Below are 25,490 nucleotides of genomic sequence, written 5' to 3' on the forward strand. Positions count from 1 at the left end.
TATCTCCAAATGCAATTAACCAAACGCTTTTTTATGATGAATGCGCTGACCGTGCTGGTTTCCATTGCATTAACCGTTCTGGCTGTCATCATATTCGTTGCAGCTTATACGAAAGTGCTTGGTCCGGAAGCGGATATCGACGATTTCAAAAGGATCTTTGAAGTCCGATCAGGGATCGGCGAGATCAAGAGGGCGGCGCAGACCCTAGAGTTCGAACAACTGCTTGATAAATCCTATCAGCAGGAGCTGTCCGATCGGGTTAAGGCTTTGGGGGCGAATGCCGTTATTTTGAAAAACAGAGAGGTTGTATATACCACAAAAAAGTTTAATGCCATCGACATTGAAAAAAGCTTGATGTTATCCGATAATATGCCCAATCTTGATACTTTGGAGCTGGAGGGCAAAACCTATATGTTTGCCAGAGCGGACTACAGCCTTCAATCGGGAGATAAGGGCGTTTTGCTGCTGCTTGCGCCGATCAAGCTGAAAACGGGCTTTTACCTGTTTCTCGGCATCTTTACGGTCAGCTTTTTTATTCTTTCTTTTTTGATCATGAACTTTTGGGTTTCCTACCGGTTCTCCCGGGGCATCATTACACCGATCGCCAGGCTGAGAGATGCCGCCGTTAAAATTAGTGAGGGCGATTTAAGCTTCGGGATTGCGGAGGAAGGCGAAGGAGAGGTCAGGGAACTGTGCAGGACGCTGGAGTTCATGAGGATTAAGCTGAAGGAGTCTGTTTATCTGCAGCAGAAATACGATGAAAACAGGAAATTTTTGATATCCAGCATCTCTCACGACTTAAAGACCCCTGTGACTTCCATTAAAGGATATATCGAAGGCATTATCGACGGGGTAGCCAACACACCGGACAAAATGGAGGAATACCTGGAAACGGCACGATCAAAGGCGATGCTGGTGAACGCCATGATTGACGATCTTCTTTTGTACTCCAAGCTGGATTTGAACCAAATCCCTTATCATTTTGAAAAAACGAATCTGGAGCAGTACTTCGAGGATTGCGTGTTTGACCATCGCTACGAATATGAAAAGGCGAATATCAAACTGGCGCTGATCAGTGAATTGAAGGAGCCCGTCTATGTGTTAATCGATAGGGAAAGGTTGAAACGGGTTATTCAAAACATTCTCGATAATTCTAGGAAGTATATGGAAAAGGTTAACGGACAGGTGGATATTATTTTAAGGGAAACCCGGACATCCGCTATCATAGAAATCAGAGACAATGGAAAAGGAATACCCGAGGTTGACCTTCCCCATATTTTTGAACGATTTTATCGTGCGGATCCGTCTAGAAAGAGTGTGGACGGCAGCGGCCTTGGGCTGGCTATTGCCAAACAAATTGTGGAAGGCCATGAAGGAAAGATCTGGGTCAGAAGCACTGTAGGAGAAGGAACCCGCATGATGATATCTCTGAAAAAGTATTAGCATTTTTGGAGGTTACGATGAAAAAAAAGATATTGATTGTTGAAGACGATCAAAGCATAGCCAATCTGCAAAAGGATTATCTGGTGCTGAGCGGCTTTTCCGTGAAGATCGTCAATAGCGGAACGGACGGTTTGAAAGCTCTGGAGGAGGAAACGTTTGACCTCATCATTCTGGATATTATGCTGCCGGGGATGGATGGATTCGAGGTTTTGAAAACGATCCGCGAGAAGGAGGATATTCCCGTGCTGCTGGTATCGGCCAGGGCGGAGGAAATTTATAAATTAACGGTTTTGGCCTTGGCGCGGACGATTATATTACAAAGCCCTTCAGCTCCGGCGAGCTGGTGGCCCGGGTTAACGCTCATCTAAACAAGTTTGAACGGATGAAAGAACGGTTCGGCCATGTTGACGAAGGCGGCAAGATCCGGGTCAGGGGGCTGGAGATCCAGAAGGAGGCCAGAAGGGTTTTTGTGAACGGGAAAGAAGTAACGTTGGCTCATAAGGAATTCGACCTGCTTCTGTTTCTTCTGCAAAATGCCAACCGGGTATTTGGCAAGGAAGAGCTGTTTGAACGGATTTGGGGGATGGATGCGCTTGGCGATGCGTCCACGGTTACGGTACACATCGCCCGGATCAGGGAGAAAATCGAGGAGAACCCGTCCAAGCCTCAATATATAGGTACAGTCTGGGGATCCGGGTACCGGTTTATAGTTTGACAACGACGGTCCCCGCTTTAACAGGCGGCCTCCTCCCACCCCCGCTGATTTTTGCCGGGCCGGTTTAATGGCTTGGCCGCAAATTCCCATATGCTAATACCGTCTTTTCAAACTTATTATCGTCATAGCATAAGACACGACAACGAATGCAAATAAACAAGTGAAGGCAAACGTATATTGTTCTCCATTTAGCGGCACGATCGTATTGATCATAAAAATAACCAAATAGCCTAACAAAAATGAAAAATAAACGGCTATTCCTGCCATACCCAATATTTTATCCCCTCTTTCGTCTCCCCCTTCCTTTTTAATGAAATACGCTGAAAAGATGACCGCGGCAAGTCCGATAAAAGATAAAATGATACCGATAAGAGTAAACATCATGATTTCTCCTCGACTAATTCGTATTGAAAAACTTCCTGCAGCTCTTTATCAAAAACAAATGAAATCTCAAAGGCTAAAATCAGGGATGGATTATAGCGATTGGCTTCAATAGAAGCGATGGTTTGTCTCGAAACTCCGACTTTTTTGGCTAAATCTTGCTGTGTCCACTTTTTTTCAGCTCTTAGCACGTTTAGTTTATTATATAGTCTGCCGTTTTTCTGCATATTCGATTTATCGCCTCCTTTGGTGTATAAGGTAATTTATTTTTGACATTTTGTAAACTATTTTTAACTTTTTACCTAAAGGCCTCCAATATCAAGAAGTGCGGGGGACGGTTTATATCCGACTGCCATCGGGTGGAATCATTCATTGGTATGGGGTTTCCACGATGTGAGAGCTTGTCCAGATATCGTTTTATTTAATATAATATAATTGAAGAGAGAATTCGTATGGCTTGTTTTGCTGCAAGCTGGAATAAAGTACAAAAAAGAAAGCAGGTAAAACATGGGGCGTAAGTGGAATAATATTAAAGAAAAAAAAGCGTCGAAGGATGCCAACACGAGCCGGGTCTATGCCAAATTCGGAATAGAGATTTATGTAGCGGCGAAAAAAGGGGAACCCGACCCGGAATCCAATCAAGCGTTAAAATTCGTGCTTGAGCGGGCCAAAACATACAATGTGCCGAAAGCCATAATCGACCGGGCCATCGAAAAGGCCAAAGGAAGCTCGGAGGACAATTATTCGGAGCTCCGTTATGAGGGATTCGGACCGAGCGGCGCCATGATTATCGTTGATACGCTTACGAATAACGTCAACCGCACTGCAGCGGACGTACGCTCGGCTTTTAATAAGAACGGCGGCAACATGGGAGTTAGTGGTTCTGTATCTTATATGTTTAGCCCGACGGCGGTTATCGGCGTTGAAGGGAAAACATCCGACGAAGTATTGGAGTTATTAATGGATGCCGATGTGGACGTTCGAGATATCACAGAAGAAGATGATTCCATTATCATCTATGCCGAGCCGGACCAGTTTCATGCCGTCCAAACCGCGCTTAAGCAGGCGGGCATTACGGAATTTACCGTGGCGGAACTGACCATGCTTGCGCAAAATTACGTGAATCTTGCACCAGACGAATTAGCGCAGTTCGAGAAACTGATCGATGCACTTGAAGATCTGGAGGATGTCCAGCGCGTTTATCACAATGTGGATGAAAAATAAGGCTTTCAAGCTTTGTTATACACGCTGAATGTATTTTTGCCGGTACGTTTTGCATGATAGAGCGCCTGATCTGCACAGTTATATAATTCGTCCGAGTCTTGAGCATGATCAGGAGCAAGAGCAATGCCGATAGATGCGGTAATGTTATACTCTTTTACGACATCCGCCCCTTTAATTTCGATGGGGCGCTTTAACTCTTGAATAATCTGAAGCGCAACGTTCGAGGCTGCATTCTCATCCATTACATGGTTAAGGATGATCACGAATTCGTCTCCTCCAAGACGTGCCGTGATATCGTTCGGATCATTAACAACGGAGCGGATTCTCCTGCCCACTTCTTTGAGAAAATAATCGCCCGCTTCGTGTCCAAGCGTATCGTTGATCTTTTTGAAATTATCAAGGTCTATGTGCAATAACCCTGTTTTTCTTCCTTTTTTCTTGTTTTTTTCAACGCTTGACATAAGCGAATTTTCGAAAACTGCGCGATTTGAAAGGCCCGTTAGCAAATCATGGGATGCCAGGTACATTGGTCTTGCAACCAGCCTTGTAATAATGTAGGAAATCATTAAGGCACAGGCGATGGTAGCAAATAGCTGAAGCAAGAAGATTTGATTATTTTGCTTTAGTTTGTTTTTTAAATCTTTTTCGTTGTAAACAATTTCAATAATGCGTTGATCCGTATGCTTAGCCACATCGGTTTCAAATTGAACGATATATGGGACATAGCGATAAGTGACAGGATCGCCATGTATCGTTCTTTTTACTTTTTGCACTATTTTATCATGGACCGCTTTGTTGAAGATTGGCCTGTTTTCGTCGGCGACCAGGAGCGACTTTCCATCTTCGCCTGATTTGCCGATGGCTTTTCCCGAGGTTGTATACACAGTGATGTCATTGATATAGCTGTATTTTTCTTTCAGTTTACTGCTGATTTCAAGGAAGTTAAAGCTCTTGAAAATCGGATTATTTTCTTGGTACAAGCCAAGTTCGATCAAATATTTATGGTCATGCGTGGGAACGTAGCTGTATTTTTTAATTTGCCCGTATTGGTTTCCTGATCCAGGCCGTCCGCTACGAATTGGTTTCCTTTCAGCCTTTCTCTTAAGAGCTGTGCGAATGGACCCAAGGTGCCGTCTTTTTCTCTGAAATTCAATCCTATATCCTTGGTAAAACTGCTGTATAGGATCGTTTGCGTATCATCTATGATATAGATGTCCATCCCATCCAATTCATTTTTCAGTGCTTGGTAGTCCCATGATTCTACATTCGGGTTTTCCCGGTATTTGTTTAACAGCCGGTCTGAATAGTCGCTCATCTTTTTCTCGATATCGCTGTCCAGCATTTGAAATGCTTTGTCGGCGTCCGAGACAGCGTTGACGATGATGTCTTCAACCAAAGAGACCTCTCTCATGTAGCTTGTTATTAAATTATCCTTCCAGCGGTGTTGGTTCACTAACGACACACTGAGTGTCAATACAATACTGAAAAAGCCCATGATCATCATCAATTTAGTTTTGAAACCACGATGCACTGAATTACCTCCTATAGGATGTTCATGGCTGTCAAAAGAATAATTGGATAATTGAAGGTCTCCTTTGCTGAAAAGAGACCAGGAATGTTTTTACTGATTCATATATCGGTAAGTGCGCTGCATTTGTTTACAATTTTGTGGTGCGCTTATTCAGAAGGAATCGAACAAACCGTGTCCGGTAATGGGGTAGTGGATGCTTGATACTGGGAGGTTGTCTAATTTATTGACAGAAGTTCCAAGCAATAATTATAATCATAATACCAACTATATAAATAAGAAATATAGGATTGCTAACCATTCGTATGGAGGCCTCGTTGCCAGCAAACATTTGCTGACATCGAGGTTTAATTTTTTTTAGCCGGAATGAAAATCGAAAAGGATGCGGCAACCACGTTCGGATCCGATCGGTTGATGTGCAATGACTGGGATCTGTATACAAGTAGAATTCAAGGAGGATACGTCATGTCCAGTAAAAAAACGACAGTCGAACGTATATCGATTACACGCTGTCCGGTTCCGACGGCAAGCAGCGTTGCGTTTGACCGCGGATTTCTGCAAAAGGAGCTTGCGAAAGCGGGGATTCTTGCCAGTGTGCTGCAGGATGAAAAGGATGCTGCCATGCACGGGGCACACTTTGACCACTCGCTTCCGTTCCTCGTCCGCGAAGGGGGCAACATTCCGGCTCTGTGGGCGCGCTCGACGGGACGTGACACACGGCTGGTGGCTCTTGTCTGGGTCGATGAGTACCAGACGATTCTTGCGCTCCCTGACGCCAATATTTCCGGACCTGCCGATTTGCGAGGACGCCGTATCGGTATCCCCCGTCACCGTTATTTAGAGATCGACTTCCGGGCAGCGCAGGCACTTCGGGGGTTCCACAGCGCACTGTGGCTAGCCGGACTCACGCTTGACGATGTCGAACCTGTCGATCTTGAGGCTCCCTCCGCCGGCCGCCGTGATTCCTGGGACACCGAGATCGACGCGCTTCGTCGCCGCGAGGTCGATGCCATCTTTGTAAAAGGCGCAACCGGTCTCCAGGCAGCCCGCACGTTGGATGTACGCGAGGTCGCAGATCTCGGGTTTCACCCGGACCCGCTTGTGCGGGTGAATAACGGTGTGCCACGAGCTGTGACGGTCGATGCGGAACTGATCGAGCACTCTGGTGTCGTTGAGCGCGTTCTTACAGCTCTGCTTCGCGCTGCCGACTGGGCCGCCGATCATCGCGGTGATCTAACCCGGGTCATTGCCGCCGAGACGGGCGCTTCTCCTGAATTTGTCGAGACGGCTTATCGGAACGGATCTCTTCGGCCCGCACTGCATGAGAACTTGCTCGCTGCTCTTGACGCCCAACGTAAATTTCTATTCGAACACGGTTTCCTTGCCGGTGATTTCAACGTCCGGGAGTGGGTCCACGCCGGACCGTTGGCCGCCGCAGAAAAAAATTACTATGAAGGAGTGTCCAATCATGACTAACATTGCTGGCGCCGACGTTAAGATCGGCGTGCATCCGAATAACCATTCACTGTTCGTGCTGCGCCGCACAGGCATTTTAGAGGGCATTCTCCAGGAGCATGGCGCAGCGGTCGCCTGGGTTGATTATGAAGACGGGGCGGGAACCCCTCAAAAACTGGCGGCGGGAGAGATCGATTTCGGCGGCACGGGTGCTACTCCGCCGTTAACCGGGCAAGCTTCCGGCATTGACCTGGTTTATGTCGCCATCTCGGAACCGCGCCCCGCAAGCGGAGCGCTTGTTGTTCGTACCGACTCGCCTGTGAACTCGATTGCGGACCTGAAAGGCCGGCGTGTTGCCCTTGCCGAAGGCTCGTGGCAGACCAGTTTTCTCATCACTGCGCTCGATCAACATGGTTTAGCCTACAAAGACATCGAGCGGATCGATCTGAGTCGCGGAGGGGATGATGCGCTGGTGGCCGGGGAGGTCGAGGCATGGATTGGAAACGATCCGCAGCTTGCAGCACTTCAGCGTGACGGTGCGGTTCGCACGCTTCTCCCTGTCGCCCCCTTTATTTCTCACCGATCCGTATGGTTCGCCAGTCGTGACTTTGCAACGAACAGGCCGGAGATCCTCGACGCGGTCGTCAGTGCATTGCAGCGTTCGGATGCATGGGTTCGGGAGCATCATCGTGAGGCTGCCGAGATTTTTGCCCGCGACCTGCCCGATTGGCCTTCTATCGATGCTTGGGAGGACGCGCTCCGGCGGCGGCCATGGGGTCTTCACCCTGTCAGTCGGGATTTTGTCTCCGAGCAGCAGCGTGTAGCTGATCTCTTTGCCCGTCAAGGCTCCTCTCCCGGCCGATTACGGTTGCAGATGCGGTTTTAGCACCCACGGCTGCGCTTAGGAGGGCGACGGCATGACGGCACACAAGGATGGGGTGGAAGTATTATGGTACCTCACCGCACCTGACGGACGTAATCCGTGGACGCCGAACGGTGCGCGGAAAATTGACCTGCCATATCTGCGGCAAATCGCTTCCGCCATAGATCATTTGGGCTACACCGGCGCTTTGCTCGCAACGGGGCCGCACGACACCTGGGTGCTCGGTTCATCGCTTATTACGAGCACGGAGCGGATGCGATTTTTGATCGCCGTTTCCCCGCCGCTTATTTCTCCGGTGCTTGCGGCAAAAATGACACAGACGTTCGATGAGCTCTCGCAGGGGCGAGTATTATTGAACATCATTAACGGCAACTCAACACAGATGCGTGCATACGGTTCAACGCTTGAGCATGACGAGCGCTACGCGTACACCGATGAATGGATTACCGTGTGGCGCAAGGCAGTTGCAGGCGAGAGGCTGGACTTTCATGGCAAGTATATTACCGCGGAGGGACAGGCATTGCAGCTTAAACCGGTGCAGATGCCGACGCCGCCCCTTTGGTTCGGCGGTTCGTCGCAGGCGGCGCATGAAACCGCGGCAAAGCACATAGACACCTATTTAAGCTGGGGTGAGCCCCCTACCCAAGTCGCAGAGAAGATTAGAGATCTTTCAGCGCTTGCCGCTAAGCATGGCCGCACTCTCCGCTACGGGATTCGACTCTATCTTATCGTTCGGGACACCGATGAGGAGGCTTGGGAGGAAGCAAACCGGCTTTTGGGCACCATGGACGAAGCCACGGTGAGGCACACGCAGGCTCTGCTTCGCGGCACGGATTCCGTGGGCCAGCAGCGCATGCTCAAATTCCATAACGGCCGCATTCCGGACGATGCACGAGAGCTCGAAATCTATCCGGACTTGTGGGCTGGTCTCAGTCTTGTAAGACCCGGACCAGGCACGGCCATCGTCGGCAGTCCCCAGACCGTCCTTGCGCGAATCCAGGAGTACCGGGATGCCGGCATCTCGACATTCATCTTTTCAGGTATCCCGCTGCTTGAGGAAGCTTACCGCGTTGCGGAACTCATCCTGCCTCACCTTCCGGTAACCTATGATACCGGGTTGGCCAGGAACGTGGAAGCCCAGCGCGATACCGTTTTTACTTGGAACCAAAGCATTCCGTAAACAGCTATTTTATCTCTCTAAGGAAGTGACCCGATGCGGAAAGTTAGTGCGATTTTGCTCTCATTAGCCATGGCCGCAGGTTTAGCGGCCTGCGGCAACCAAGCGGAACCCGCGCAAAAAAGTGATGTTACCGTCCGTGTTGGCATCCTGCGCGGTGCGGATCCGATGAACCTGGCGCAAAAGGAAGGCCCTCTTGAGAAACGGATAGAAGCCGCTGGTGCTAAACTCGAAAGGTCGGGAAGCTTCCCCGCGTTTGCGCCCGCAATCGAAGCTTTGACCGCTGGATCAATCGACATCACCGTTGGATCCATTACAGCGGGAATCAGTTCTCTCGTAGGCGGTACCTCAGATTTTAAGATCTTCGCTCGGCAGGAAAGTGACACCAATAATACCGGTATCGTTGCGAGGCCGGAATCGGGTATCCGCGGTCCGTCCGATCTCAAGGGCAAGAAGGTAGCCGTGAATCGCGGCGGAACAGGTGAATACCTGCTTTTTAAGGCCATAGACAAAGCAGGGCTCCAACCCGGCGACGTTGAGTTTGTGTATCTTCCTCCAACCGAAGCCGGCCCGGCGTTCGGAGCCGGAAAGGTGGATGCGTGGGCCACATGGGGAGCATTCACGTCGCTTGCGAAGGAGCAGCACGGTGCCCAGCTCGTGATCCCGGCGTCAGTGATCGATACGCAAAATGATGTGATTTACGTTGTGCGAACCGCATTTCTGAATGAACATCCGCATTTGGTGCGGGAGTTCTTCGAGGGTCTGCGCGAGGAAGTAAATTTATCCGCCAAAAACCTTGATCAAACGACAAAACTCATCCAGAATATTCAAAACGTTTCCAAGCAAGTCGCCCGCCAACAAGCGAAAGAAGGCGTTATCCCGGTCGATCCGGTCGATGACACGATCCGCGACCGGTGGCAGGGTATTGCGGACTACGTTTTCGGCAAGGGGATCATCCCGAAGGCCGTCGACGTGAAGTCGCACACGGTGGACGCACAATCGATTGAAGCGGACAACCTAGCATCTTAGCATGCCATGGGCTAATCGATATGAGTTTGTCTCAGGGGTTTCGGGCAGGCCATTTCGCTTATGTTGGGGAATCCGGTATAACGGTGACCGCGTACTTCTATGTCTACTATTCAGTCCAATTGCATAGGGTTGACAGCATAAATATCCCATGATAAAGTGAGAAAACAAAGTAATTCGCTTTAATTAATCAGGTTTACAACCGACTATACTATTAGAGGTTTGTTTAATTCAACGAACGTTGAAGTTAAACAAGCCTCTTTTTGTTTAGTCGGGCAAATGACTCCATAGAAGGATGCAAGCGACAAACGATTCTGAGTGAGGAGATGATTTTATGGGAAAAGAAATTGCAGTCGAAAGCTTCAGTATCCAACAAGCCAATGGCCTGCCCTTGAAGGGTGAGGTACGCACGCAGATCGATGGCTCCGGGAAGCCGGTCTTGATTGTCAGCCACGGGTTTCGGGGACATCGGAATTGGGGGTTTTGGCCGGATGTTGCGAGTCGTTTTGCGGAACTGGGTTATTACACGGTGAATTTTGATTTTACCCGGATTGCAGCCCGTCATCTTCAAGTTGAGGAGAAGAAACTGGCCGAGGCCAGCACTATCACTCAAGAACTTCATGATTTAAATGCGGTTCTGTCGAATGTGCTTGAAGCAAAGCTGCCATTGGCAGGCGAAGCGGATCGCAGCCGTGTGAGCTTGTTGGGACATAGCCGTTCGGGAGGAAGCAGCATTATACTCGCCTCCGAGCAACCGGATGTTCGCGCAGTCATTGTTTGGAACGGCGGTTCCGGACCTGTTCGGTCCAATGGTGCAAACGGCTCTTCCCAAACCTTGATTGAGAAAGCTGTGAATGAGGATGTATCGTTGAATACTGAACGTTTCGACATTGTGAAGCATTTTAAAGAATTGCGTATTCCGGCTCTTGTGGTACAGGGCGATGCGGACAATGAGAGATTGCTCCAGCGAAATAAAGAACTGAAAGCTGCGGCCCCCCATCAGAAATTTATCGATATCGCCGGCGGAGATCATACCTTTGGAGTCGCGAATCCTTACCAAGGGTCTACATCACAACTGGACCAAACGGTTGAAGAAACCCATCGTTTTTTGCAGCTGGCTGTTACCGTTAAAGCCCCAACTTCATGATGGTTGAAAGGGGAGAACCGGAATCGCGGCATAACCCCGGGAGTTAATGACCTGTTGAAAAAGATCTGTCGACAAAACGCTCGGACCTGCGAAATACTTTCAAATCACAGGAGGTATGAAAGATGGGTAACAGAGAAGAACTGAAGCTGGATACGGATGTACTGGTCATCGGCGGCGGTCCCGCCGGAACGTGGGCGGCGCTGACAGCCGCGGAAAGAGGAGCGGATGTGGTGCTGGTCGATAAGGGGGTATTGCGGCACAAGCGGCGCAACGGCTCCTTCGGGAACAAGCGTATTATATGTCAATCCCGAACCCAAGCTTCGCGAGCAGGCGAGAACGGCGAGAGAAGCATTAGGAGGATATTTATCCGATGATGAGTGGTCGCATCGCATCATGCATCGTACATATGAGAATGTGAATCGTTTAGCGGACCTAGGGTATCCGTTCCCCGCCGTATATGAAGGATATGCTTATCGAAGCCAATTGCAGGGCCCTGAATACATGCGGCTGATGCGAAAGCTGGTCAAACGTGCCGGCGTTCGTATCCTCGATCATAGTCCCGCATTGGAATTGATCGTAGACGAGCATGGCGTCGGAGGCGCCAGAGGCACACAGACCCAGAAAGATCGGGATTGGACCATTCGCGCGGGAGCCGTTGTGATTGCCGCCGGCGGCTGCGCCTTCTTGAGCAAGGCTCTCGGGTGCAACGTGCTGACCGGCGACAGTTACTTATTGGCCGCCGAGAGCGGAGCCGATTTATCCGGGATGGAATTCTCCAATCACTATTCATTATCTCCCGCGTTCAGCAGCGTTACGAAAGGCCGGTTTTTCAATTATGCGACATTCTACTATGAAGACGGCACAGTGATTGAAGGCGCAGGCTCCCAAAAAGGACGCTCCCTGATCGCGAAAACCCTGCTCAATCAACCGGTTTATGCGCGTTTGGATCAGGTGGAGGAATACATGAAGGAATGGATGCCGAAAGCGCAGCCCAATTTCTTCCTCCCGTTCCGCCGCAAGGGCATCGATCCGTTCCGCGATTTGTTTCCGGTCACATTGCGCCTGGAAGGGACGGTGCGGGGCACGGGAGGCATCCATTTGACGGACGAATCCTGTGGAACGAAAGTGCCGGGACTTTATGCTGCCGGAGACGCCGCTACGCGTGAGTTGCTGTGCGGAGGATTTACGGGAGGAGGCAGCTATAACGCCGCCTGGGCCATTTCTTCCGGGTATTGGGCCGGGGAAGGCGCGGCGTTGTATGCGAAGCGGCTTGGCCCCAACAAAACCAAACGGAATCTGACCGGCGCATCCGGCGCAGCTTTGAAAGGATATTCCGCTTCAACCGATGTTGCGAACAGCCGTGAAATTGTCAAGGCCGTCCAAGACGAAATTTTGCCGTATGACAAAAACCTGTTCCGGACCGAAGAGACGCTTACCGAATCTTTGCGTCGGCTCGACCACATTTGGTCGGAAATCAAGCGCGGAATCGGAGGAGTCCAAAACAATCTCGATCGGGTTCGGGCAAGAGAAGCGGAAGCGATGGCCGCAACGGGCAGATGGATGTATACGACAGCGTTGGAACGCAAAGAAACACGCGGTATGCATAAACGTCTGGATTATCCCGAATTGGATGAAACGACTCCTCTTCACCGTTTGATTACTTCGGGAACCGATCAGATCGAAGTGTCCCGGGAATACCTGAAAACCGGGAAGAAGGAGGCTGCTGCGGTTTGATTGAGTTGTTAAACGAAGAAACTTGTATTTCCTGCAATATATGCGTATCGGTATGTCCAACGAATGTATTCGATCGCAAGACAGACGGCGTTCCCGCAATAGCGCGTGTAGACGACTGTCAGACATGTTTTATGTGTGAAGCGTATTGCCCGGTTGACGCCTTGTACGTTGCGCCCGATGCCGAACAGCTGACGGGAATCCGGGTAACGGACTTGCCGGAAGACATTATTGGCGAATACCGCAAGCAAGTGTTTAAACATGACAAGATTCACGCTTCAAAATAACGGAATATAGCTAACTGGATCACTGGAGGCTGGATCAAAACACAAGATTGAGCCTCTTTCTTTTTTAACATTTGTAAAGAAGGAGGGAAACGTACCATGTCATTAGCCGTCGGGCAAGCGGTTGCAGAGGGGATTTCTTCCAATCAGGAACAACCACAGCCAAAGCTGTCCGTTGAAAATCTAATGATTTCCTATGAAAACCATAAATCCGGTGAAACCACGGAAGCGGTTCATAACGTATCCCTGGACATCAAGCCCGGAGAGTTCGTGACGATCGTCGGCTTAAGCGGCTGCGGGAAATCGTCGTTTCTTAATGCCGTTGCGGGATTGCTCAAGGCGTCCGGCGGAACGATCCGGATAGACGGCAAACCGGTTCAACGTCCCGGCCCCGATCATTACGAAGGATGAATACCCGTACCGGAATATTGCCGGCCCGATTTATGACAGCGGTGATTTTGATCAATTAATGCGTCTTGCCCTGGAGAAGGCCGGTTACGATCGTTTGAAAGAGCGGCAAAAAGAATTGCGCAAGCAGGGCAAATATATAGGAATCGGTATTTCAGCCATGCTTGAGCCTTCAGGGGCTGCGGTATTTAACGGGATCTTTAACGGTTTCCAGGCGGCTACGGTCCGCATGACCCCGGAGGGAGGTTTTCAAATCCTGACGAGTCATCAAAATATAGGGCAGGGCGTTGAAACTACATTGCCGCAAATCGTATCCGACATTATGAAAGTAGACATTGATCATATTACGTTCTTGTACGGAGACACCGATGTAACTCCTTATGGATTGGGACCTTTCTCATCCCGCGGAGCAACGTTCACCGTATCGGCTGTACATGAAGCGGCTAAGCTGCTGCGGGATAAATTAATCAAAATTGCCGGACATCTTCTCCGGATAGATCCGAGCGAGCTTGAAATGGATAACGGTTTCATAAGAAGAAAAAGAGGAAGCAGCGCTCAAGAGGAATCCATCCGTCTCAAGGACCTTGGAAATAAAATTCATCTGTGGCCTGGGCCATACGGCACGATTCCCGAGGGATTGGATGTGAATTTGGAATGCACCTACACATGGACCAGTCCGTCGGTCACATGGGAACCGGACGAGAACGGCCGGGTCAATCTGTATACGACCCATCCGACAGGAGTGTTCATTGCCGTAGTAGAGGTGGATGTTCAGACGGGGCAAATTAAAATCGAAAAATTTGTAGTTTCCCATGACTGCGGAACCATTATTAATCCCATGATCATCAACGGACAAATTGCCGGCGGTATTGCTCACGGAATCGGCGGCACCCTAATGGAGGATTTGGCGTATGATTCAAGCGGTTCATTAGTCAATCTTGATTTCCAAACCTATTTGTGTCCAACCGCGATGGAAGTACCGGTTATCGAATCCCATCATATTCAATGTCCTTCTCCTTTTACTCCGCTAGGTACCAAGGGAATGGGGGAAGGCGGGGCCATCCCGTCGCCTGCCGCCGTCGCCAATGCGGTCGAGGATGCCTTGGAGCCATTCGGTGTAAGGGTGAAAAACCTGCCGCTTTCGCCGGAGAAGGTATTGCAATGGATTAAACGAGGTGAGAGAAACGCTTATGCCAAATCCTGACTGGAAAATCTACCCTTTGCTTGTCGGAGAAGCCGATGTGCCGCAAGTTCTGGACGCGTTCTGGTCGCTGTCCCGTGAAAAGTCGCTTGTAAGCGTTCCAATTACGGCATGGCTGCTGGTACCTCAGCACGGAGGCGAACCCATTCTCGTCGATACCGGTTTTCGTGACGCGGAACGTTGTGTGCAGCTGCAAGGTCTGGGTCCGCATCGATCCAAGCCTGAATGGACGCTGAAGGCGCAGCTGTCCAAGTACGGCTACAGTTTGGAGGATATCCCAACGGTCATTTTCACGCACCTCCACTACGATCACGCGGGGGGATGCGGGCTGCTGCCTCGCGCCAAATTCATTATTCAGCGGACGGAATTGCAGGCGGCGGCAGCACCCATGGTTTCCCGCGAGCTCGATTTCGGCGGCGGCGCTCTTTTCTATGATCGTAAAGACATTGCGGAATTAATTGATCCGTTATGGTCCAGAGTACACTTGATTGATGGGGATGAAGAAATTGCTCCAGGCGTCAGATGCGTTTTATTCTCGAATACGCACACCCCGGGAAGTCAAGCCGTCTACGTCCGGACTTCTGCGGGTAACGCCGTGATTTTGGGTGATATCGCCCGAAAAGTGGAGCTAAATGTCAACAAGGGGATCCCGCCGGGCCTGTTTTACGATTTGGAGGCCGCGTACCGCGCGATGAAGAAGATCAAGAGGGATGCCGATTTTGTTCTTCCTTCCCATGACTATGAGGAGCTTAGGAAGTATTCGGAGGGACTCCCTTTTGGAGAAAAGCAAGCATGAGGAAGAATCGGCAAAGCCAGCTAGCCAATTTCTGGATTATTTATCCGGGAAGGACAGGTGAATCAGGATGAAACCCGCTCCATTTGAATATGTGGTTGCCCACAGTGTAACTGAAGCCATTCATGCCTTACAAAAATACGGAGCAGATTCCCGCATTATTGCCGGAGGTCAAAGCCTTCTTCAAGAAATGAATATGCGTCAAACCAGACCCTCCTATATTGTAGATATCAATGGCATTACCGATTTGGACTATGTTCGGCTAACCTCGGACAGTTTGGCCATTGGAGCGTTGACCCGCCATCGTACGATTGAACGTTCGGACCTGGTAGAGTCTCATTGCCCTATTTTACGGAAAGCGGCTGAGCATATAGCGCATTTTCAGATTCGCAATCGCGGGACGATCGGCGGAAGTCTGGTTCAAAATGCGCCGGGGGCTGAATTTGGAGTCGTTGCCCGTTTGCTTGACGCCGAGATGGTCATTGCAGGACCGCAAGGCGAGCGAACCGTCCCGGCAGCAGGCTTTTTTCAAAGCCATTTCACCACCGTACTCAATCCGAATGAAATGTTGACCGAAATCCGGTTTCCGCTGCTTTCAAAAACGACCGGCTATGCCTTCCTGGAAGTGACCCGGCGTCACGGCCATGTCCCTATCGTGTCTGCAGCTGCCACGCTTGACCTGGATGATAAGGGCACCATTATCGATGTGCGGGTAGCTCTGGGGAATGTGAGCGGCGAAGGCGTGCCTTACCGTGTCCGGGCGGTAGAGAAATGGCGCGGCTTAACGTTCGGTCATGAATGGGTTGAGCAGCTCCAAAAAGACATTCAAGCGGAAGTCAATCCGGATGAGGAAGCGGATAAACAGGCGGCATTTGTCAAGCAATTTTCCGATATCAAGGGCCGGAGAGTATCGGAGATTGCCAGTGCTGAATACAGGAAGGAAGCGGCGGCCGTTTTAAGCGGCAGAGCATTAAAGATGGCTTACGAACAATGGAAGGGAGTAAAGTAAATGGCTGAGGCGGTGGGCACACAAAAAATATCCGTGACGGTTAATGGAGTAAAGTACGAGCGGGAATATAATCACTGTCTCCGCCTATCTTGCCGAGAATCCCGACCCGTCGGAATACGAGATCCGTGAAGCGTTATCCGGCAATATATGCCGCTGCACCGGGTACCAAAACATCATCGAATCCGTCATCGAGGCAGCGCAAAAAATGAAAGCAATCGAACCGGCGACTTAAATTGATACCGGAAAGCTTGGGGCTTCCTGGGAAAGGTGCAAGTGGAAGCAGGCGGCGTAGTTGTACATTAGGGATCGGAGGAGATTTCACATGCCCTATATTGAACTGAAATTGGTGGAAGGCCGGGATTTGGAAACGAAAAGAAAGCTGGTTGCCGGAATCACGAAGGCTTGCTGCGAGGCCTTATCCGTCACGCCGGGTGATGTGCGGGTCGAATTGATCGAGCTTAAAGCAGACTTGTTCAGCATAGCTGGGGAATTGGTTTACGATACGAGGAGAAAAAACGATAGCGGAGGTAACGATCAATGAAGCTTGGCAGCAGCTATAACGGCATCGCTAAAGTTAAAGCCTCTACGCTGTAACGGAATATAGATTAAAGGAGCTGTCCTTCCAATCGGAAGGCAGCCCCTTAGATCAACCGAAGTTTTTGGATTGCCTTTTTGGTGTAGCCTATGAAGAAATTAGAACGTTACGTCTTCGCCTTTAAACGCGGCGATGTACAGTTTTTTCATTTCTTCTACAGACGTTTCACGCGGGTTCGTACCTGTGCATGGATCTTTCACGGCGTTTGCCGCCATGCTGTCCATATGCGCGTTGAAGAGTTCTTCGGACACACCGTACTCTTTCAGCGTGCTGGGGATACCCATATTACGGTTCAACTCACGGACCCAAGCTACCAGCGCATCTACCAGCTCATCCGTCGATTGGCCGTTAAGACCGATCCGTTTGGCAATGGCCGCATAGCGGTCGGCGACAACCGTACGGTTAAACTGGATGACGTACGGCAAATAAATCGCATTGGCACAGCCGTGCGGAATATCGAAGGTCGGGCCGCTTTTGTGGGAAAGGCTGTGAACATTACCCAGCACTGCGTTGGCGAAAGCCATACCGGCCATACCTTGGGCGATATGCATCGCTTCGCGCGATTGCGGATTGCCTTCGTACGAGTGAAGAAGATGCTGTTTCACCAACTCGACCGATTCAATCGCCAGCGCATCGGTTAGTAGAGTGCGGGGCTTGGCTACATATGATTCAATCCCGTGAGTCAGCGCGTCCATGCCGGTATAGGCCGTTATTTGTTTAGGCATAGATTCTACCATCGAAGGATCGATGATCGCCAGATCCGGTGTCAGCTCGAAATCGGCGAGGGGGTATTTGATACCCGTTTTCTCGTCAATGACGACCGACAGTCCGATACGGTATTTATAGAAAATTTGAGAGTGCATAAAGACAACCTGATCGGAGAAGAAGGCAAAGGCTGGTCTTACCTTCTGGATACGCTTAACGCGGAACGGATTGTGACGACAGCCGGGCTTATTGGGACGGGACAGCTCGCTTTGCAGCTTGCGGTGAATTACGCGAAAGAACGGGTGGTGTTTAACGATACGCCGATCGGCGCTTATCAGGGCATCCAATTCCCGCTTGCGAAAATTCGGGCCGAACTGGAGCTGGCGCAGCTGATGAATTATAAAGCCGCATGGCTCTATGATCAGAAGAAGCCGAACGGCACCGAAGCGAACATGGCCAAATTAATCGCGGCCGAAGCCGCCTTCCATGCCTGCGACCAGGCCATGCAAGTCATGGGAGGGTATGGCTATGCGAAAGAATACCACATTGAACGGTTGTGGCGCGACGTCCGACTTTTCAAAATCGCTCCCGTATCTGAAGAAATGATTTTGAATTATATCTCGCAGCATGATCTCGGTCTGCCACGGTCTTATTGACTTTCGTTTTCCTGATTGATTGCGGAGGAGGGGTGAAGGATGGACATCTTGGTTTTGCTGAAACAGACATTTGGCACGGAAGAAAAAATTTTCATCGAGAACAGGAAGATCAAAGAGGACGACGCGGAATTTGTGATCAATCCTTATGACGAATATGCGGTGGAGGAAGCGATCCGCTGGAGAGACGAATTCGGCGGTGAAGTGACCTTGCTTACCGTGGGACCGTCCAGAGCCGAAAGCGCGCTGAGGACTGCGCTGGCTATGGGGGCGGACCAAGCGATACACGTGATATCCGAGGAAAGCCAGGATGATGAAGCGGTGATTGCCGGCATCATCGCCAAAGCCATCGACGGGAAAGCCTACGATTTGATTCTTGCCGGAAATATGGCCATTGATTCGGGAGCCGGCCAGGTTGCCGTACGTGTCGCCGAACGGCTCGGGATTCCCCACGTGTCGACGATTACGAAACTAACCTTCAACGGCAATCGTGCCGCCATTGAGCGTGATGTAGAGGGTGACGTAGAGGTAGTGGAGGTCGACCTTCCTTTTCTGGCGACAGCCCAGCAAGGATTAAATGAACCTCGTTATCCGTCTCTTCCCGGCATCATGAAGGCGAAGAAGAAGCCGCTTCAACAGCTGACCGTCGCCGGTCTGAATATGCAGCCGGAAGAATTGCAGCCGTATACCGAGGTTGTCGATCAATATTTGCCTTCCCCCAAGCAGGAAGGTCGCATGCTCCAGGGAGAGTTGAAGGATCAGGTGAAGGAACTGGTACATTCGCTGCGCAGCAAAGAAAAGATCGTATAGGGAGAGATTGATGATGAGCAGAAAAGTGCTGGTAGTCGGGGAAATAAAAGACGGGCATTTGCGAAATGTAACATTCGAAGCTTTGACGGCCGGAAGAAGAATGGCGGACGGCGGACCGTTAATAGCCGTACTCTTTGGGTCAGACGCTGAATCGTATGCTGAGGAATTAAGCAAGTACGGCGCAGAACAGCTTTATGCGATTTCCGGTGCAGGCGCCAATCCGACTAACGAATACTGCACCGAAGCACTTTCTCAACTCATTCAGGAGATACATCCCGATGCCGTGCTGATGGGACATACGTCCTCAGGCAGGGATATCGCTCCCAGACTCGCGGAGCGGATGGGTGTCGGATTGATCTCCGATTGCATTGGATTGGAAGTGGCGGGAGAGGACATTTTCTTTACAAGGGCGGTCTATTCCGGTAAAGCGTTCCAAGTAAAGACATTCCGCAGCGGAACGATCTGTGCCACTCTGCGTCCGAATAACGTTGACGTCTCCGAAGCTCCCGCCCAGACCGCTGCGGCGGTTTTCTACCTGGATGTCAAAGATCTGAAAGTGCTGGTCAAAGACATCGTTCGCAAATGTCGGCTCGATGGGCTCTTACGATCAGCGAACGCAGAAGGTGGCGCAGTCGTTCGCCAAAATCATGAATGCGGCTGGAATTCCATTTGCTATTCTGGGAAATGAGGAGCACAATTCGGGGGATACGGCCCGCCGGATGGGCAATGAATTTCTATTCCAGCAGTTGTGCGAGAAAAATATCGCCAATTTTAAAAAGTATGGGGTGAAGAAAATCGTAACGATCTGCCCGCATACATATAATACGTTCAAGCATGAGTATCCGGAATTTGGGCTGGAAGCGGAAGTTTATCACCATACGGAGCTGATCTGGACCTGGATGGAAGAAGGGAGAATCAAACCGTCTCAACGGGTCAATGAAGCCGTCGCTTATCACGATTCCTGTTACCTCGGCCGGTACAATGGCATGTATGAGATTCCGCGAAAAATACTTCAGTCCATTTCGGGTGTGAAGCTGCTGGAGATGGAGCGGAACCGGCAGGATTCGATGTGCTGCGGGGCTGGCGGCGGCATGATGTGGATGGAGGAAACGCAGGGTACACGCGTCAACCTCGCTCGGACCGAGCAGGCGCTGCGCATGAGCCCGACAGCGATCGGAAGCAGCTGTCCGTACTGCTTGACGATGATGAGCGATGGCGTCAAAGCCAAAGAAGCGGAAGAGCGGGTCGCGACACTGGATATTTCGGAACTCGTGGAGCGTGCTCTCGCATAAACGATTCCGGTTCAAGCGCTGAATGGAAACGGCGGATTTTTTATGTTGGAGTAATGGAGAGGAGGGTACGCAATGACGGGAAAGGACGCCGTTATTGTGAGCGCCGTTCGTACGGCCATCGGCAGTTTTAACGGGAGCTTAGCCGCTGTACCGGCTACGGAGCTTGGATCGGTTGTGATCAAAAGCGCGCTTGACCGCTCAGGAATCGCTGCCCATGAAGTGGACGAAATTATCATGGGAAATGTATACCAGGCCGGACTGGGACAAAATCCCGTCCGTCAGGCTGCGGTCAAAGCCGGCCTGCCTGAAACCATTCCGGCGATGACCATCAATAAGGTATGCGGTTCAGGTCTGAAAGCCGTGCATTTGGCGGCACAGGCCATTTGGGCTGGAGAAGCCGAGGCCGTTATGGCGGGTGGAATGGAAAATATGAGCAGAGCGCCGTATTTGTTGGAAAACGCTAGAAGCGGCTTCCGGATGGGGGATCAGCAGGTGGTCGACAGCCTCATTCGCGACGGATTATGGTGCGCTTTTCATGACTATCACATGGGTATCACGGCAGAGAACCTGCGCGAGAAGTACGCCATTTCCCGGGAAGAGCAGGATGAATTCGCAGCCTGGAGCCAGCAAAAAGCGGAAACGGCAGCAGCACAAGGGAAATTCAGGGATGAAATCGCTCCTGTTCTGATTCCGCAAAGAAAAGGCGACTCCCTTGTCTTTGAAACGGATGAATTTCCCCGTAAAGGCGTAACGGCTGAGGAGCTCGGCAAATTAAAACCGTCATTTTTGAAGAATGGAACCGTGACCGCGGGCAACGCCTCGGGCATCAATGACGGAGCCGCATGCCTGCTTATAATGAGCAGGGAAAAGGCGCAAAAGCTCGGAATACCTCCACTGGGAGTGATAAAAGCCAACGCTTCCGCAGGGGTTGAGCCAAGTGTCATGGGGCTCGGTCCCGTGCCGGCCACACGGAAAGCGCTGCGAAAAGTAAGTCTCACCCTCGAAGACATAGACTTGGTCGAAGCGAATGAAGCTTTTGCCGTGCAGGCCCTTGCCGTTGACCGGGAGCTCAAATTCAATAGAAACAAGCTAAATGTAAACGGAGGTGCGATTTCGCTGGGACATCCCATTGGCGCGAGCGGCGCCCGGATTCTGGTTACCCTGCTTTATGAAATGAAACGCCGGTCCTCCCGGTATGGTCTTGCTACGCTGTGCATCGGCGGAGGCCAGGGCATAGCAACGATTATTGAAAGGGAATAAACCGATCCTTGTTCCCCTGTGATGAGTAAACATTAGCCCGGAATGCCCTGGCGAAGACCGATGCAGAAGAGAGCGAGCAGCGAAGTGAATTTCGCAGGTGTCCGGCGACAGCAGCATAAGCAGCATATGCGTATGAAGATCCCCGCTCGTCAAATTGGGACGGGGGACATCGTTCGATATAGGGCATCGCCCTTTGTATTAGTGCTGCCTAGAGCAAGCCGGATTGCTTGACCTCTGCGTAGAAGCGGTTAAATTCGTCGATGTTAAGCTGCTGTGCCGCGTCGGACAAAGCGGTGGCGGGATCCGGATGAACCTCGACCATAACGCCGTCGGCTCCTGCGGCCAGCGCCGCTTTTGCGCATGGAGCCAGGATGTCTTTTCGTCCTGTAGAATGGGTCACATCGACAAGAACCGGTAGATGGCTTTCCTGTTTGAGAATCGGTACGGCAGAAATGTCGAGTGTATTGCGGGTCGCTTTTTCATAAGTGCGGATGCCTCGTTCGATCAGCATAACTTGTGTGTTGCCTCGAGATACGATGTACTCCGCTGCATGAAGGAACTCATCGATTGTGGCGGCCATTCCGCGTTTTAACAGGATCGGTGTGCGTACATCGCCCGCCGCTTTCAGCAATTCGAAGTTTTGCATATTTCTGGCCCCGATCTGAATGACGTCAATATAGCTGCCGGCTAGCTCGATATGGGCAGGATCTACGATTTCACTGATCGTTTTAAGGCCGAATTCGCTTGCTACTTCTTTTAAAATTTTTAGACCTTCAATCCCCAGGCCTTGGAAATCATAAGGCGATGTTCTGGGCTTAAATGAGCCTCCGCGCAAGACGGTGATGCCGGAAGCTTTTAAAGCGGCAGCTACTTGGCGCACTTGCTCGTAGCTTTCGACAGAGCATGGGCCCGCAATGATCAACGGCTTGCCGCCTCCAATGGTAATATCTCCTAAGGGTACAACCGTATTTTCCTTTTGCTTTTTGCGGCTGACCAGCAGCTGCTTTTTGTTTTCCGTTTGCTGCAGCTTTAATGACGCTTGAAAAATTTGTTTGAACAGGTGACGAACCGTCTCATGATCGAAAGGTCCGTTATTGCGGGAAACAAGCTCCTCCAGCATATTTTTTTCACGAACGGGATCAAATTTGGGCACCCCTTGCTTTTCTTTCTCCTGCCCGATCTCTTGAACTATGTGCGCCCTTTTCGACAGCAGTTCTAAAAGCTGAATATTTATAGAATCCAATTGTCCTCGTAACTGTTCTAATTTTCCCATGCTCATTTTCATTCACTCCTTTACAAAATTGAGTATGAAAATACAAAAAAGCCCCCCATCGCAAGGGACGAGGAGCCGTGGTACCACCCTTATTAGAAATGTTCTCGCCTGTAACGGAGTACATTTCTCACTTTCAGCCCTATAACGCAGGGAATACGGGTATCCCTAAGGGATGCCAAAGGACAGGCAGCCGTTCAGGAACCAGCTCGGGAGTGAACTTCGGCAGACGTTCGTTCGGGTGCTTCCAGTCAGCGGCACGCCTTCCCTGTAAACGATAATCTGCTTACTCTTTCCTTCATCGCTTGTACTGAGATTCAGTTAATGTTTGATTAAGCAGTATTATATAATACGCTGGGAAACATTTGCAAATATGTGAATTAACGCGAGATTGCTTTCTGGTGTTAACGTGTTATCGCATCGAATATCGGTTTGCAATCCATTGAATGACTTCGCTATCGTTAAGGATTGCCTGGGCAATTTTTTAGCTTGATCGAGGTCTTTTTGATTTTAACGAAATAAAGCGCTTGCGCGTCGACACGAACATACATCCTGTTTAGTCTATAATGGACGTTTGTTCGTTATTCTAGTTTTATTGATATGGTCATCTCTGAAGCTATGTCCGATGAAATAATGGTTGACACATTTTGGAATTCGGGGTTTAATAAATATGATCCACAGGTCAGACCATCATAAATGTAAAGGTGATTCTATGGCTTTAAAGCCGATTAAGAAGAAGCGGCTCTTTGAAGAGATTATTGTTGCGATTGAACAATATGTACAGGAAGAAAATATCCAGCCGGGTGAAAAGCTTCCATCTGAGAATGAGTTGGCTTCCATTTTTAACGTCAGCAAAACGGCGGTCAGAGAAGCGATGAGTGTCTTGAACGCGAACGGAATTCTCGAAACCAGACCGGGTTCCGGCATTTATTTGAAGGATATTCATGGTGAATCCATCGTTGTGAGGGTAACCTCCAATTTGATGGAAAAAGGGGAGCTGCAGGAGATCCTTGATTTTCGCAGAGGGTTGGAGGTGGAAGCCGCCGGGTTGGCCGCCACTCGTGGTACGGAAGAGCAATTTGCGAAAATCAGGAAGGCGCATGAAGATATGGTCGAAGCAAACGGAGCGGGCATAATCGGGGTGGATGAAGACTATAATTTCCATGAGGAGATCATCCTTGCTTCCCATAATTCGATCTACAGGGATATCTTTAAAGCCGTATCGCCAAAATTGAAAGAAGCGATGCGCATCAGTAAAATGCAATCGATGAAAACGCCGGGATTGTTCCTGCAGGCTTATCAGGAGCATGAGGATATTATGGAAGCCTTGTTTAAGCGGGATTCGGAAGGGGCCTCCAGAGCGATGCGCCATCATCTGATCCGCAATGAGGAAAAAATATGGGCTAACTTGAGAGCGAATATTTCTTTTCCTCATAAAATGGTCTGACCATAATAAATCATTATTTTAATAATGATTATCATACCTTTGAGATTGGGGATAAGAGATGTCGAAGAAAAAAATTATTTATTTTGACCAGGTGTTTGATGAATTCAAGCAGCTCCTGGAGGAACACAAGCCGGCAGGCTTTGAATTATGGTACTGGGAGGAAATGAATCCGCAGGAGCAGCAGAATAAGCTGGCTATAGCAGACTATTTGCTGGTCGCTACCCGCCCATTGGATAGAACCATTCTATCCGGGGCCAGGAATGCCCGCTTTATTCAGAAAACGGGGGTCGGGGTGGACAATATCGACATCGAAGCGGCAACGCAATTCCACTTGCCTGTATCCAATACGCCGGGCGGCAATTCGACCGGAGTTGCAGAATTAACCATTTTGTTAACGCTTGCATTATACCGAAAGCTTCCGCAAGTCAATCAAGCCACCAAAAACGGGCAATGGTTGATGTGGGAACTTCGTCCATCCTCTTACGAGATGGAAGGAAAGACGCATGGTTTTATCGGCCTGGGCAATATCGGCAGAGAGACGGCCAAGCGTTCCAAAGCTTTCGGAACCGAAATCATATACTATGATAAATACCGGGTTTCCGAGGAGTTCGAACGGCAGCTGGGGGCAACCTATCTTCCGCTGGAAGAAGTATTGAAAAAGGCGGATATCCTGAGTTTGCATCTTCCATTGTTGCCCGAAACCAGGGGGATGATCGGTCTAAAGGAATTGCAATTAATGAAGCCGTCGGCGGTATTGATCAATGTAGCACGCGGGGGAATCGTCAAGGAAGACGAATTATACCATGCCTTGAAAGAAGGAATCATAGCCGGAGCAGGGATCGATGCGTGGGAATTCGAGCCGACCGATCCCGGTAATCCTTTATTAACGTTGGACAATGTGATTGCCAGCCCTCATCTTGGCGCAGGAACAAGAGATACGCTGAATAAAGTGCTTCATCTCGCGTTTCAAAATATAAAGCGGGTGGAAGAGGGGGATGCCCCCCGGTTTGTTGTGAATAACATAGAAACGGCAAGAATCGTAGATTAGCAGAA

At 50.1% G+C, this 25,490-nt stretch carries 28 protein-coding genes, 3 pseudogenes and 1 other annotated feature; of the genes and pseudogenes, 25 read left to right on the forward strand and 6 right to left on the reverse strand.

What is annotated here, in order from left to right:
- The first annotated feature begins 9 nt into the window (after nucleotides 1-9).
- A complete protein-coding gene (locus EXW96_RS06985) occupies nucleotides 10-1,443 on the forward strand; it encodes a sensor histidine kinase (protein ID WP_174350210.1) in 1,434 nt (477 codons plus the stop codon).
- A 17-nt stretch (nucleotides 1,444-1,460) separates the two neighbouring features.
- Nucleotides 1,461-2,158: pseudogene (locus tag EXW96_RS06990) on the forward strand (response regulator transcription factor).
- A 93-nt stretch (nucleotides 2,159-2,251) separates the two neighbouring features.
- Here the strand turns inward: EXW96_RS06990 and EXW96_RS06995 are convergent.
- Both EXW96_RS06995 and EXW96_RS07000 read right to left on the reverse strand, forming a co-directional pair.
- Nucleotides 2,252-2,542, reverse strand: a complete 291-nt coding sequence (locus tag EXW96_RS06995) for a DUF2178 domain-containing protein (protein ID WP_249929584.1) — start codon at nucleotides 2,540-2,542, stop codon at nucleotides 2,252-2,254.
- Nucleotides 2,539-2,766 carry a helix-turn-helix transcriptional regulator gene (locus EXW96_RS07000; protein WP_062409165.1) on the reverse strand — a complete coding sequence of 76 codons (228 nt, stop codon included), beginning with the start codon at nucleotides 2,764-2,766 and terminating at the stop codon, nucleotides 2,539-2,541. The genes EXW96_RS06995 and EXW96_RS07000 overlap by 4 nt, the downstream gene beginning before the upstream one ends.
- Before the next feature lie 280 nt (nucleotides 2,767-3,046).
- On the opposite strand from EXW96_RS07000, the gene EXW96_RS07005 reads away from it, so the two are divergent.
- The gene (locus tag EXW96_RS07005; RefSeq protein WP_062409164.1) at nucleotides 3,047-3,763 is read left to right on the forward strand and encodes a YebC/PmpR family DNA-binding transcriptional regulator; all 717 of its coding nucleotides are present in this window, start codon (nucleotides 3,047-3,049) and stop codon (nucleotides 3,761-3,763) included.
- Nucleotides 3,764-3,768: 5 nt separating this feature from the next.
- On the opposite strand, the gene EXW96_RS07010 is transcribed toward EXW96_RS07005, so the two are convergent.
- Nucleotides 3,769-4,758 carry a diguanylate cyclase domain-containing protein gene (locus EXW96_RS07010; RefSeq protein ID WP_254611272.1) on the reverse strand — a complete coding sequence of 330 codons (990 nt, stop codon included), beginning with the start codon at nucleotides 4,756-4,758 and terminating at the stop codon, nucleotides 3,769-3,771.
- Nucleotides 4,755-5,294: a hypothetical protein gene (locus EXW96_RS27350; RefSeq protein ID WP_254611273.1), complete on the reverse strand. Its 540-nt coding sequence runs from the start codon at nucleotides 5,292-5,294 to the stop codon at nucleotides 4,755-4,757. Before EXW96_RS27350 ends, EXW96_RS07010 begins: the two co-directional genes overlap by 4 nt.
- A gap of 462 nt (nucleotides 5,295-5,756) precedes the next feature.
- Between EXW96_RS27350 and EXW96_RS07015 the strand changes: the two genes are divergently transcribed.
- The 15 genes and pseudogenes from EXW96_RS07015 to EXW96_RS07075 all read left to right on the forward strand — a co-directional run bounded on the left by EXW96_RS07015 (nucleotide 5,757) and on the right by EXW96_RS07075 (nucleotide 16,946).
- Nucleotides 5,757-6,767: an ABC transporter substrate-binding protein gene (locus EXW96_RS07015; protein ID WP_062409162.1), complete on the forward strand. Its 1,011-nt coding sequence runs from the start codon at nucleotides 5,757-5,759 to the stop codon at nucleotides 6,765-6,767.
- Complete coding sequence (locus EXW96_RS07020) at nucleotides 6,760-7,632, forward strand: aliphatic sulfonate ABC transporter substrate-binding protein (RefSeq protein ID WP_174350211.1); 873 nt, start codon at nucleotides 6,760-6,762, stop codon at nucleotides 7,630-7,632. The genes EXW96_RS07015 and EXW96_RS07020 overlap by 8 nt, the downstream gene beginning before the upstream one ends.
- Before the next feature lie 31 nt (nucleotides 7,633-7,663).
- Nucleotides 7,664-8,809 (forward strand): LLM class flavin-dependent oxidoreductase, encoded by a 1,146-nt coding sequence (locus EXW96_RS07025; RefSeq protein WP_054818773.1) that lies wholly within the window; start codon nucleotides 7,664-7,666, stop codon nucleotides 8,807-8,809.
- A 33-nt stretch (nucleotides 8,810-8,842) separates the two neighbouring features.
- Nucleotides 8,843-9,835, forward strand: coding sequence for an ABC transporter substrate-binding protein (locus EXW96_RS07030; protein ID WP_174350212.1), 993 nt, complete (start codon nucleotides 8,843-8,845; stop codon nucleotides 9,833-9,835).
- Between the two features lie 331 nt (nucleotides 9,836-10,166).
- Nucleotides 10,167-10,979, forward strand: a complete 813-nt coding sequence (locus EXW96_RS07035; protein ID WP_174350213.1) for an alpha/beta hydrolase family protein — start codon at nucleotides 10,167-10,169, stop codon at nucleotides 10,977-10,979.
- A gap of 122 nt (nucleotides 10,980-11,101) precedes the next feature.
- A complete protein-coding gene (locus EXW96_RS27355; RefSeq protein WP_302621110.1) occupies nucleotides 11,102-11,353 on the forward strand; it encodes an FAD-dependent oxidoreductase in 252 nt (83 codons plus the stop codon).
- Nucleotides 11,352-11,981: pseudogene (locus EXW96_RS28755) on the forward strand (FAD-dependent oxidoreductase); the annotation flags it as partial. The gene EXW96_RS27355 and the pseudogene EXW96_RS28755, both read left to right, overlap by 2 nt.
- On the forward strand, nucleotides 11,955-12,713 hold the full coding sequence (locus EXW96_RS28760; RefSeq protein ID WP_483874534.1) for a hypothetical protein: 759 nt from the start codon (nucleotides 11,955-11,957) through the stop codon (nucleotides 12,711-12,713). The pseudogene EXW96_RS28755 and the gene EXW96_RS28760, both read left to right, overlap by 27 nt.
- A complete protein-coding gene (locus EXW96_RS07045) occupies nucleotides 12,710-12,997 on the forward strand; it encodes a 4Fe-4S dicluster domain-containing protein (protein WP_137670212.1) in 288 nt (95 codons plus the stop codon). The genes EXW96_RS28760 and EXW96_RS07045 overlap by 4 nt, the downstream gene beginning before the upstream one ends.
- Before the next feature lie 96 nt (nucleotides 12,998-13,093).
- Nucleotides 13,094-13,405: an ATP-binding cassette domain-containing protein gene (locus EXW96_RS07050; protein WP_174350214.1), complete on the forward strand. Its 312-nt coding sequence runs from the start codon at nucleotides 13,094-13,096 to the stop codon at nucleotides 13,403-13,405.
- Between the two features lie 58 nt (nucleotides 13,406-13,463).
- Nucleotides 13,464-14,606: a xanthine dehydrogenase family protein molybdopterin-binding subunit gene (locus EXW96_RS07055; protein ID WP_309225038.1), complete on the forward strand. Its 1,143-nt coding sequence runs from the start codon at nucleotides 13,464-13,466 to the stop codon at nucleotides 14,604-14,606.
- The gene (locus EXW96_RS07060) at nucleotides 14,593-15,399 is read left to right on the forward strand and encodes an N-acyl homoserine lactonase family protein (RefSeq protein WP_137670214.1); all 807 of its coding nucleotides are present in this window, start codon (nucleotides 14,593-14,595) and stop codon (nucleotides 15,397-15,399) included. Before EXW96_RS07055 ends, EXW96_RS07060 begins: the two co-directional genes overlap by 14 nt.
- Before the next feature lie 67 nt (nucleotides 15,400-15,466).
- Nucleotides 15,467-16,405 carry an FAD binding domain-containing protein gene (locus tag EXW96_RS07065; RefSeq protein WP_074727483.1) on the forward strand — a complete coding sequence of 313 codons (939 nt, stop codon included), beginning with the start codon at nucleotides 15,467-15,469 and terminating at the stop codon, nucleotides 16,403-16,405.
- 67 nt (nucleotides 16,406-16,472) lie between these two features.
- Nucleotides 16,473-16,637, forward strand: a complete 165-nt coding sequence (locus EXW96_RS07070; protein ID WP_174350427.1) for a 2Fe-2S iron-sulfur cluster-binding protein — start codon at nucleotides 16,473-16,475, stop codon at nucleotides 16,635-16,637.
- 90 nt (nucleotides 16,638-16,727) lie between these two features.
- Nucleotides 16,728-16,946 (forward strand): tautomerase family protein, encoded by a 219-nt coding sequence (locus EXW96_RS07075; RefSeq protein WP_137670216.1) that lies wholly within the window; start codon nucleotides 16,728-16,730, stop codon nucleotides 16,944-16,946.
- 152 nt (nucleotides 16,947-17,098) lie between these two features.
- Here EXW96_RS07075 and EXW96_RS07080 read toward each other — a convergent pair whose 3' ends face one another.
- On the reverse strand, nucleotides 17,099-17,863 hold the full coding sequence (locus EXW96_RS07080; RefSeq protein ID WP_174350215.1) for a dehydroquinate synthase/iron-containing alcohol dehydrogenase family protein: 765 nt from the start codon (nucleotides 17,861-17,863) through the stop codon (nucleotides 17,099-17,101).
- On the opposite strand from EXW96_RS07080, the gene EXW96_RS07085 reads away from it, so the two are divergent.
- The 5 genes and pseudogenes from EXW96_RS07085 (at nucleotide 17,858) to EXW96_RS07105 (ending at nucleotide 21,720) form a co-directional block, all read left to right on the forward strand.
- Nucleotides 17,858-18,361 (forward strand): acyl-CoA dehydrogenase family protein, encoded by a 504-nt coding sequence (locus EXW96_RS07085; RefSeq protein WP_174350091.1) that lies wholly within the window; start codon nucleotides 17,858-17,860, stop codon nucleotides 18,359-18,361. The genes EXW96_RS07080 and EXW96_RS07085 overlap by 6 nt on opposite strands.
- Before the next feature lie 39 nt (nucleotides 18,362-18,400).
- Entirely contained in the window at nucleotides 18,401-19,168 is a 768-nt protein-coding gene (locus tag EXW96_RS07090) for an electron transfer flavoprotein subunit beta/FixA family protein (protein ID WP_054818805.1), read from the forward strand.
- Between the two features lie 13 nt (nucleotides 19,169-19,181).
- The gene (locus tag EXW96_RS07095; protein WP_254611309.1) at nucleotides 19,182-19,856 is read left to right on the forward strand and encodes an electron transfer flavoprotein subunit alpha/FixB family protein; all 675 of its coding nucleotides are present in this window, start codon (nucleotides 19,182-19,184) and stop codon (nucleotides 19,854-19,856) included.
- Nucleotides 19,753-20,460 (forward strand): annotated as a pseudogene (locus EXW96_RS07100) ((Fe-S)-binding protein); the annotation flags it as partial. The gene EXW96_RS07095 and the pseudogene EXW96_RS07100, both read left to right, overlap by 104 nt.
- A 72-nt stretch (nucleotides 20,461-20,532) precedes the next feature.
- Complete coding sequence (locus EXW96_RS07105; protein WP_174350218.1) at nucleotides 20,533-21,720, forward strand: acetyl-CoA C-acetyltransferase; 1,188 nt, start codon at nucleotides 20,533-20,535, stop codon at nucleotides 21,718-21,720.
- Between the two features lie 208 nt (nucleotides 21,721-21,928).
- Here the strand turns inward: EXW96_RS07105 and EXW96_RS07110 are convergent, their stop codons facing one another.
- Nucleotides 21,929-22,999: a bifunctional 3-deoxy-7-phosphoheptulonate synthase/chorismate mutase gene (locus EXW96_RS07110; RefSeq protein ID WP_062409133.1), complete on the reverse strand. Its 1,071-nt coding sequence runs from the start codon at nucleotides 22,997-22,999 to the stop codon at nucleotides 21,929-21,931.
- Nucleotides 23,000-23,053: 54 nt separating this feature from the next.
- Nucleotides 23,054-23,301 (reverse strand) — a binding site (T-box leader).
- A 401-nt stretch (nucleotides 23,302-23,702) separates the two neighbouring features.
- Here EXW96_RS07110 and EXW96_RS07115 point away from each other — a divergent pair.
- Nucleotides 23,703-24,437 (forward strand): FadR/GntR family transcriptional regulator, encoded by a 735-nt coding sequence (locus EXW96_RS07115; RefSeq protein WP_062409132.1) that lies wholly within the window; start codon nucleotides 23,703-23,705, stop codon nucleotides 24,435-24,437.
- A 58-nt stretch (nucleotides 24,438-24,495) separates the two neighbouring features.
- Nucleotides 24,496-25,485 (forward strand): 2-hydroxyacid dehydrogenase, encoded by a 990-nt coding sequence (locus EXW96_RS07120; RefSeq protein WP_174350219.1) that lies wholly within the window; start codon nucleotides 24,496-24,498, stop codon nucleotides 25,483-25,485.
- The last annotated feature ends 5 nt before the right edge of the window (nucleotides 25,486-25,490 follow it).

This window comes from Paenibacillus sp. JMULE4, assembly GCF_013337105.1.
Classification (GTDB): Bacteria; Bacillota; Bacilli; order Paenibacillales; family NBRC-103111; genus Paenibacillus_G; species Paenibacillus_G naphthalenovorans.

Coding starts and splice junctions, on each gene's coding strand:
- EXW96_RS06985 (WP_174350210.1), top strand. CDS start 10: ATGCAATTAACCAAACGCTTTTTTATGATGAATGCGCTGACCGTGCTG.
- EXW96_RS06995 (WP_249929584.1), bottom strand. CDS start 2,542: ATGATGTTTACTCTTATCGGTATCATTTTATCTTTTATCGGACTTGCC.
- EXW96_RS07000 (WP_062409165.1), bottom strand. CDS start 2,766: ATGCAGAAAAACGGCAGACTATATAATAAACTAAACGTGCTAAGAGCT.
- EXW96_RS07005 (WP_062409164.1), top strand. CDS start 3,047: ATGGGGCGTAAGTGGAATAATATTAAAGAAAAAAAAGCGTCGAAGGAT.
- EXW96_RS07015 (WP_062409162.1), top strand. CDS start 5,757: ATGTCCAGTAAAAAAACGACAGTCGAACGTATATCGATTACACGCTGT.
- EXW96_RS07020 (WP_174350211.1), top strand. CDS start 6,760: ATGACTAACATTGCTGGCGCCGACGTTAAGATCGGCGTGCATCCGAAT.
- EXW96_RS07025 (WP_054818773.1), top strand. CDS start 7,664: ATGACGGCACACAAGGATGGGGTGGAAGTATTATGGTACCTCACCGCA.
- EXW96_RS07030 (WP_174350212.1), top strand. CDS start 8,843: ATGCGGAAAGTTAGTGCGATTTTGCTCTCATTAGCCATGGCCGCAGGT.
- EXW96_RS07035 (WP_174350213.1), top strand. CDS start 10,167: ATGGGAAAAGAAATTGCAGTCGAAAGCTTCAGTATCCAACAAGCCAAT.
- EXW96_RS27355 (WP_302621110.1), top strand. CDS start 11,102: ATGGGTAACAGAGAAGAACTGAAGCTGGATACGGATGTACTGGTCATC.
- EXW96_RS28760 (WP_483874534.1), top strand. CDS start 11,955: ATGCCGAAAGCGCAGCCCAATTTCTTCCTCCCGTTCCGCCGCAAGGGC.
- EXW96_RS07050 (WP_174350214.1), top strand. CDS start 13,094: ATGTCATTAGCCGTCGGGCAAGCGGTTGCAGAGGGGATTTCTTCCAAT.
- EXW96_RS07055 (WP_309225038.1), top strand. CDS start 13,464: ATGCGTCTTGCCCTGGAGAAGGCCGGTTACGATCGTTTGAAAGAGCGG.
- EXW96_RS07060 (WP_137670214.1), top strand. CDS start 14,593: ATGCCAAATCCTGACTGGAAAATCTACCCTTTGCTTGTCGGAGAAGCC.
- EXW96_RS07065 (WP_074727483.1), top strand. CDS start 15,467: ATGAAACCCGCTCCATTTGAATATGTGGTTGCCCACAGTGTAACTGAA.
- EXW96_RS07075 (WP_137670216.1), top strand. CDS start 16,728: ATGCCCTATATTGAACTGAAATTGGTGGAAGGCCGGGATTTGGAAACG.
- EXW96_RS07080 (WP_174350215.1), bottom strand. CDS start 17,863: ATGCACTCTCAAATTTTCTATAAATACCGTATCGGACTGTCGGTCGTC.
- EXW96_RS07090 (WP_054818805.1), top strand. CDS start 18,401: ATGGACATCTTGGTTTTGCTGAAACAGACATTTGGCACGGAAGAAAAA.
- EXW96_RS07095 (WP_254611309.1), top strand. CDS start 19,182: ATGAGCAGAAAAGTGCTGGTAGTCGGGGAAATAAAAGACGGGCATTTG.
- EXW96_RS07105 (WP_174350218.1), top strand. CDS start 20,533: ATGACGGGAAAGGACGCCGTTATTGTGAGCGCCGTTCGTACGGCCATC.
- EXW96_RS07110 (WP_062409133.1), bottom strand. CDS start 22,999: ATGAGCATGGGAAAATTAGAACAGTTACGAGGACAATTGGATTCTATA.
- EXW96_RS07115 (WP_062409132.1), top strand. CDS start 23,703: ATGGCTTTAAAGCCGATTAAGAAGAAGCGGCTCTTTGAAGAGATTATT.
- EXW96_RS07120 (WP_174350219.1), top strand. CDS start 24,496: ATGTCGAAGAAAAAAATTATTTATTTTGACCAGGTGTTTGATGAATTC.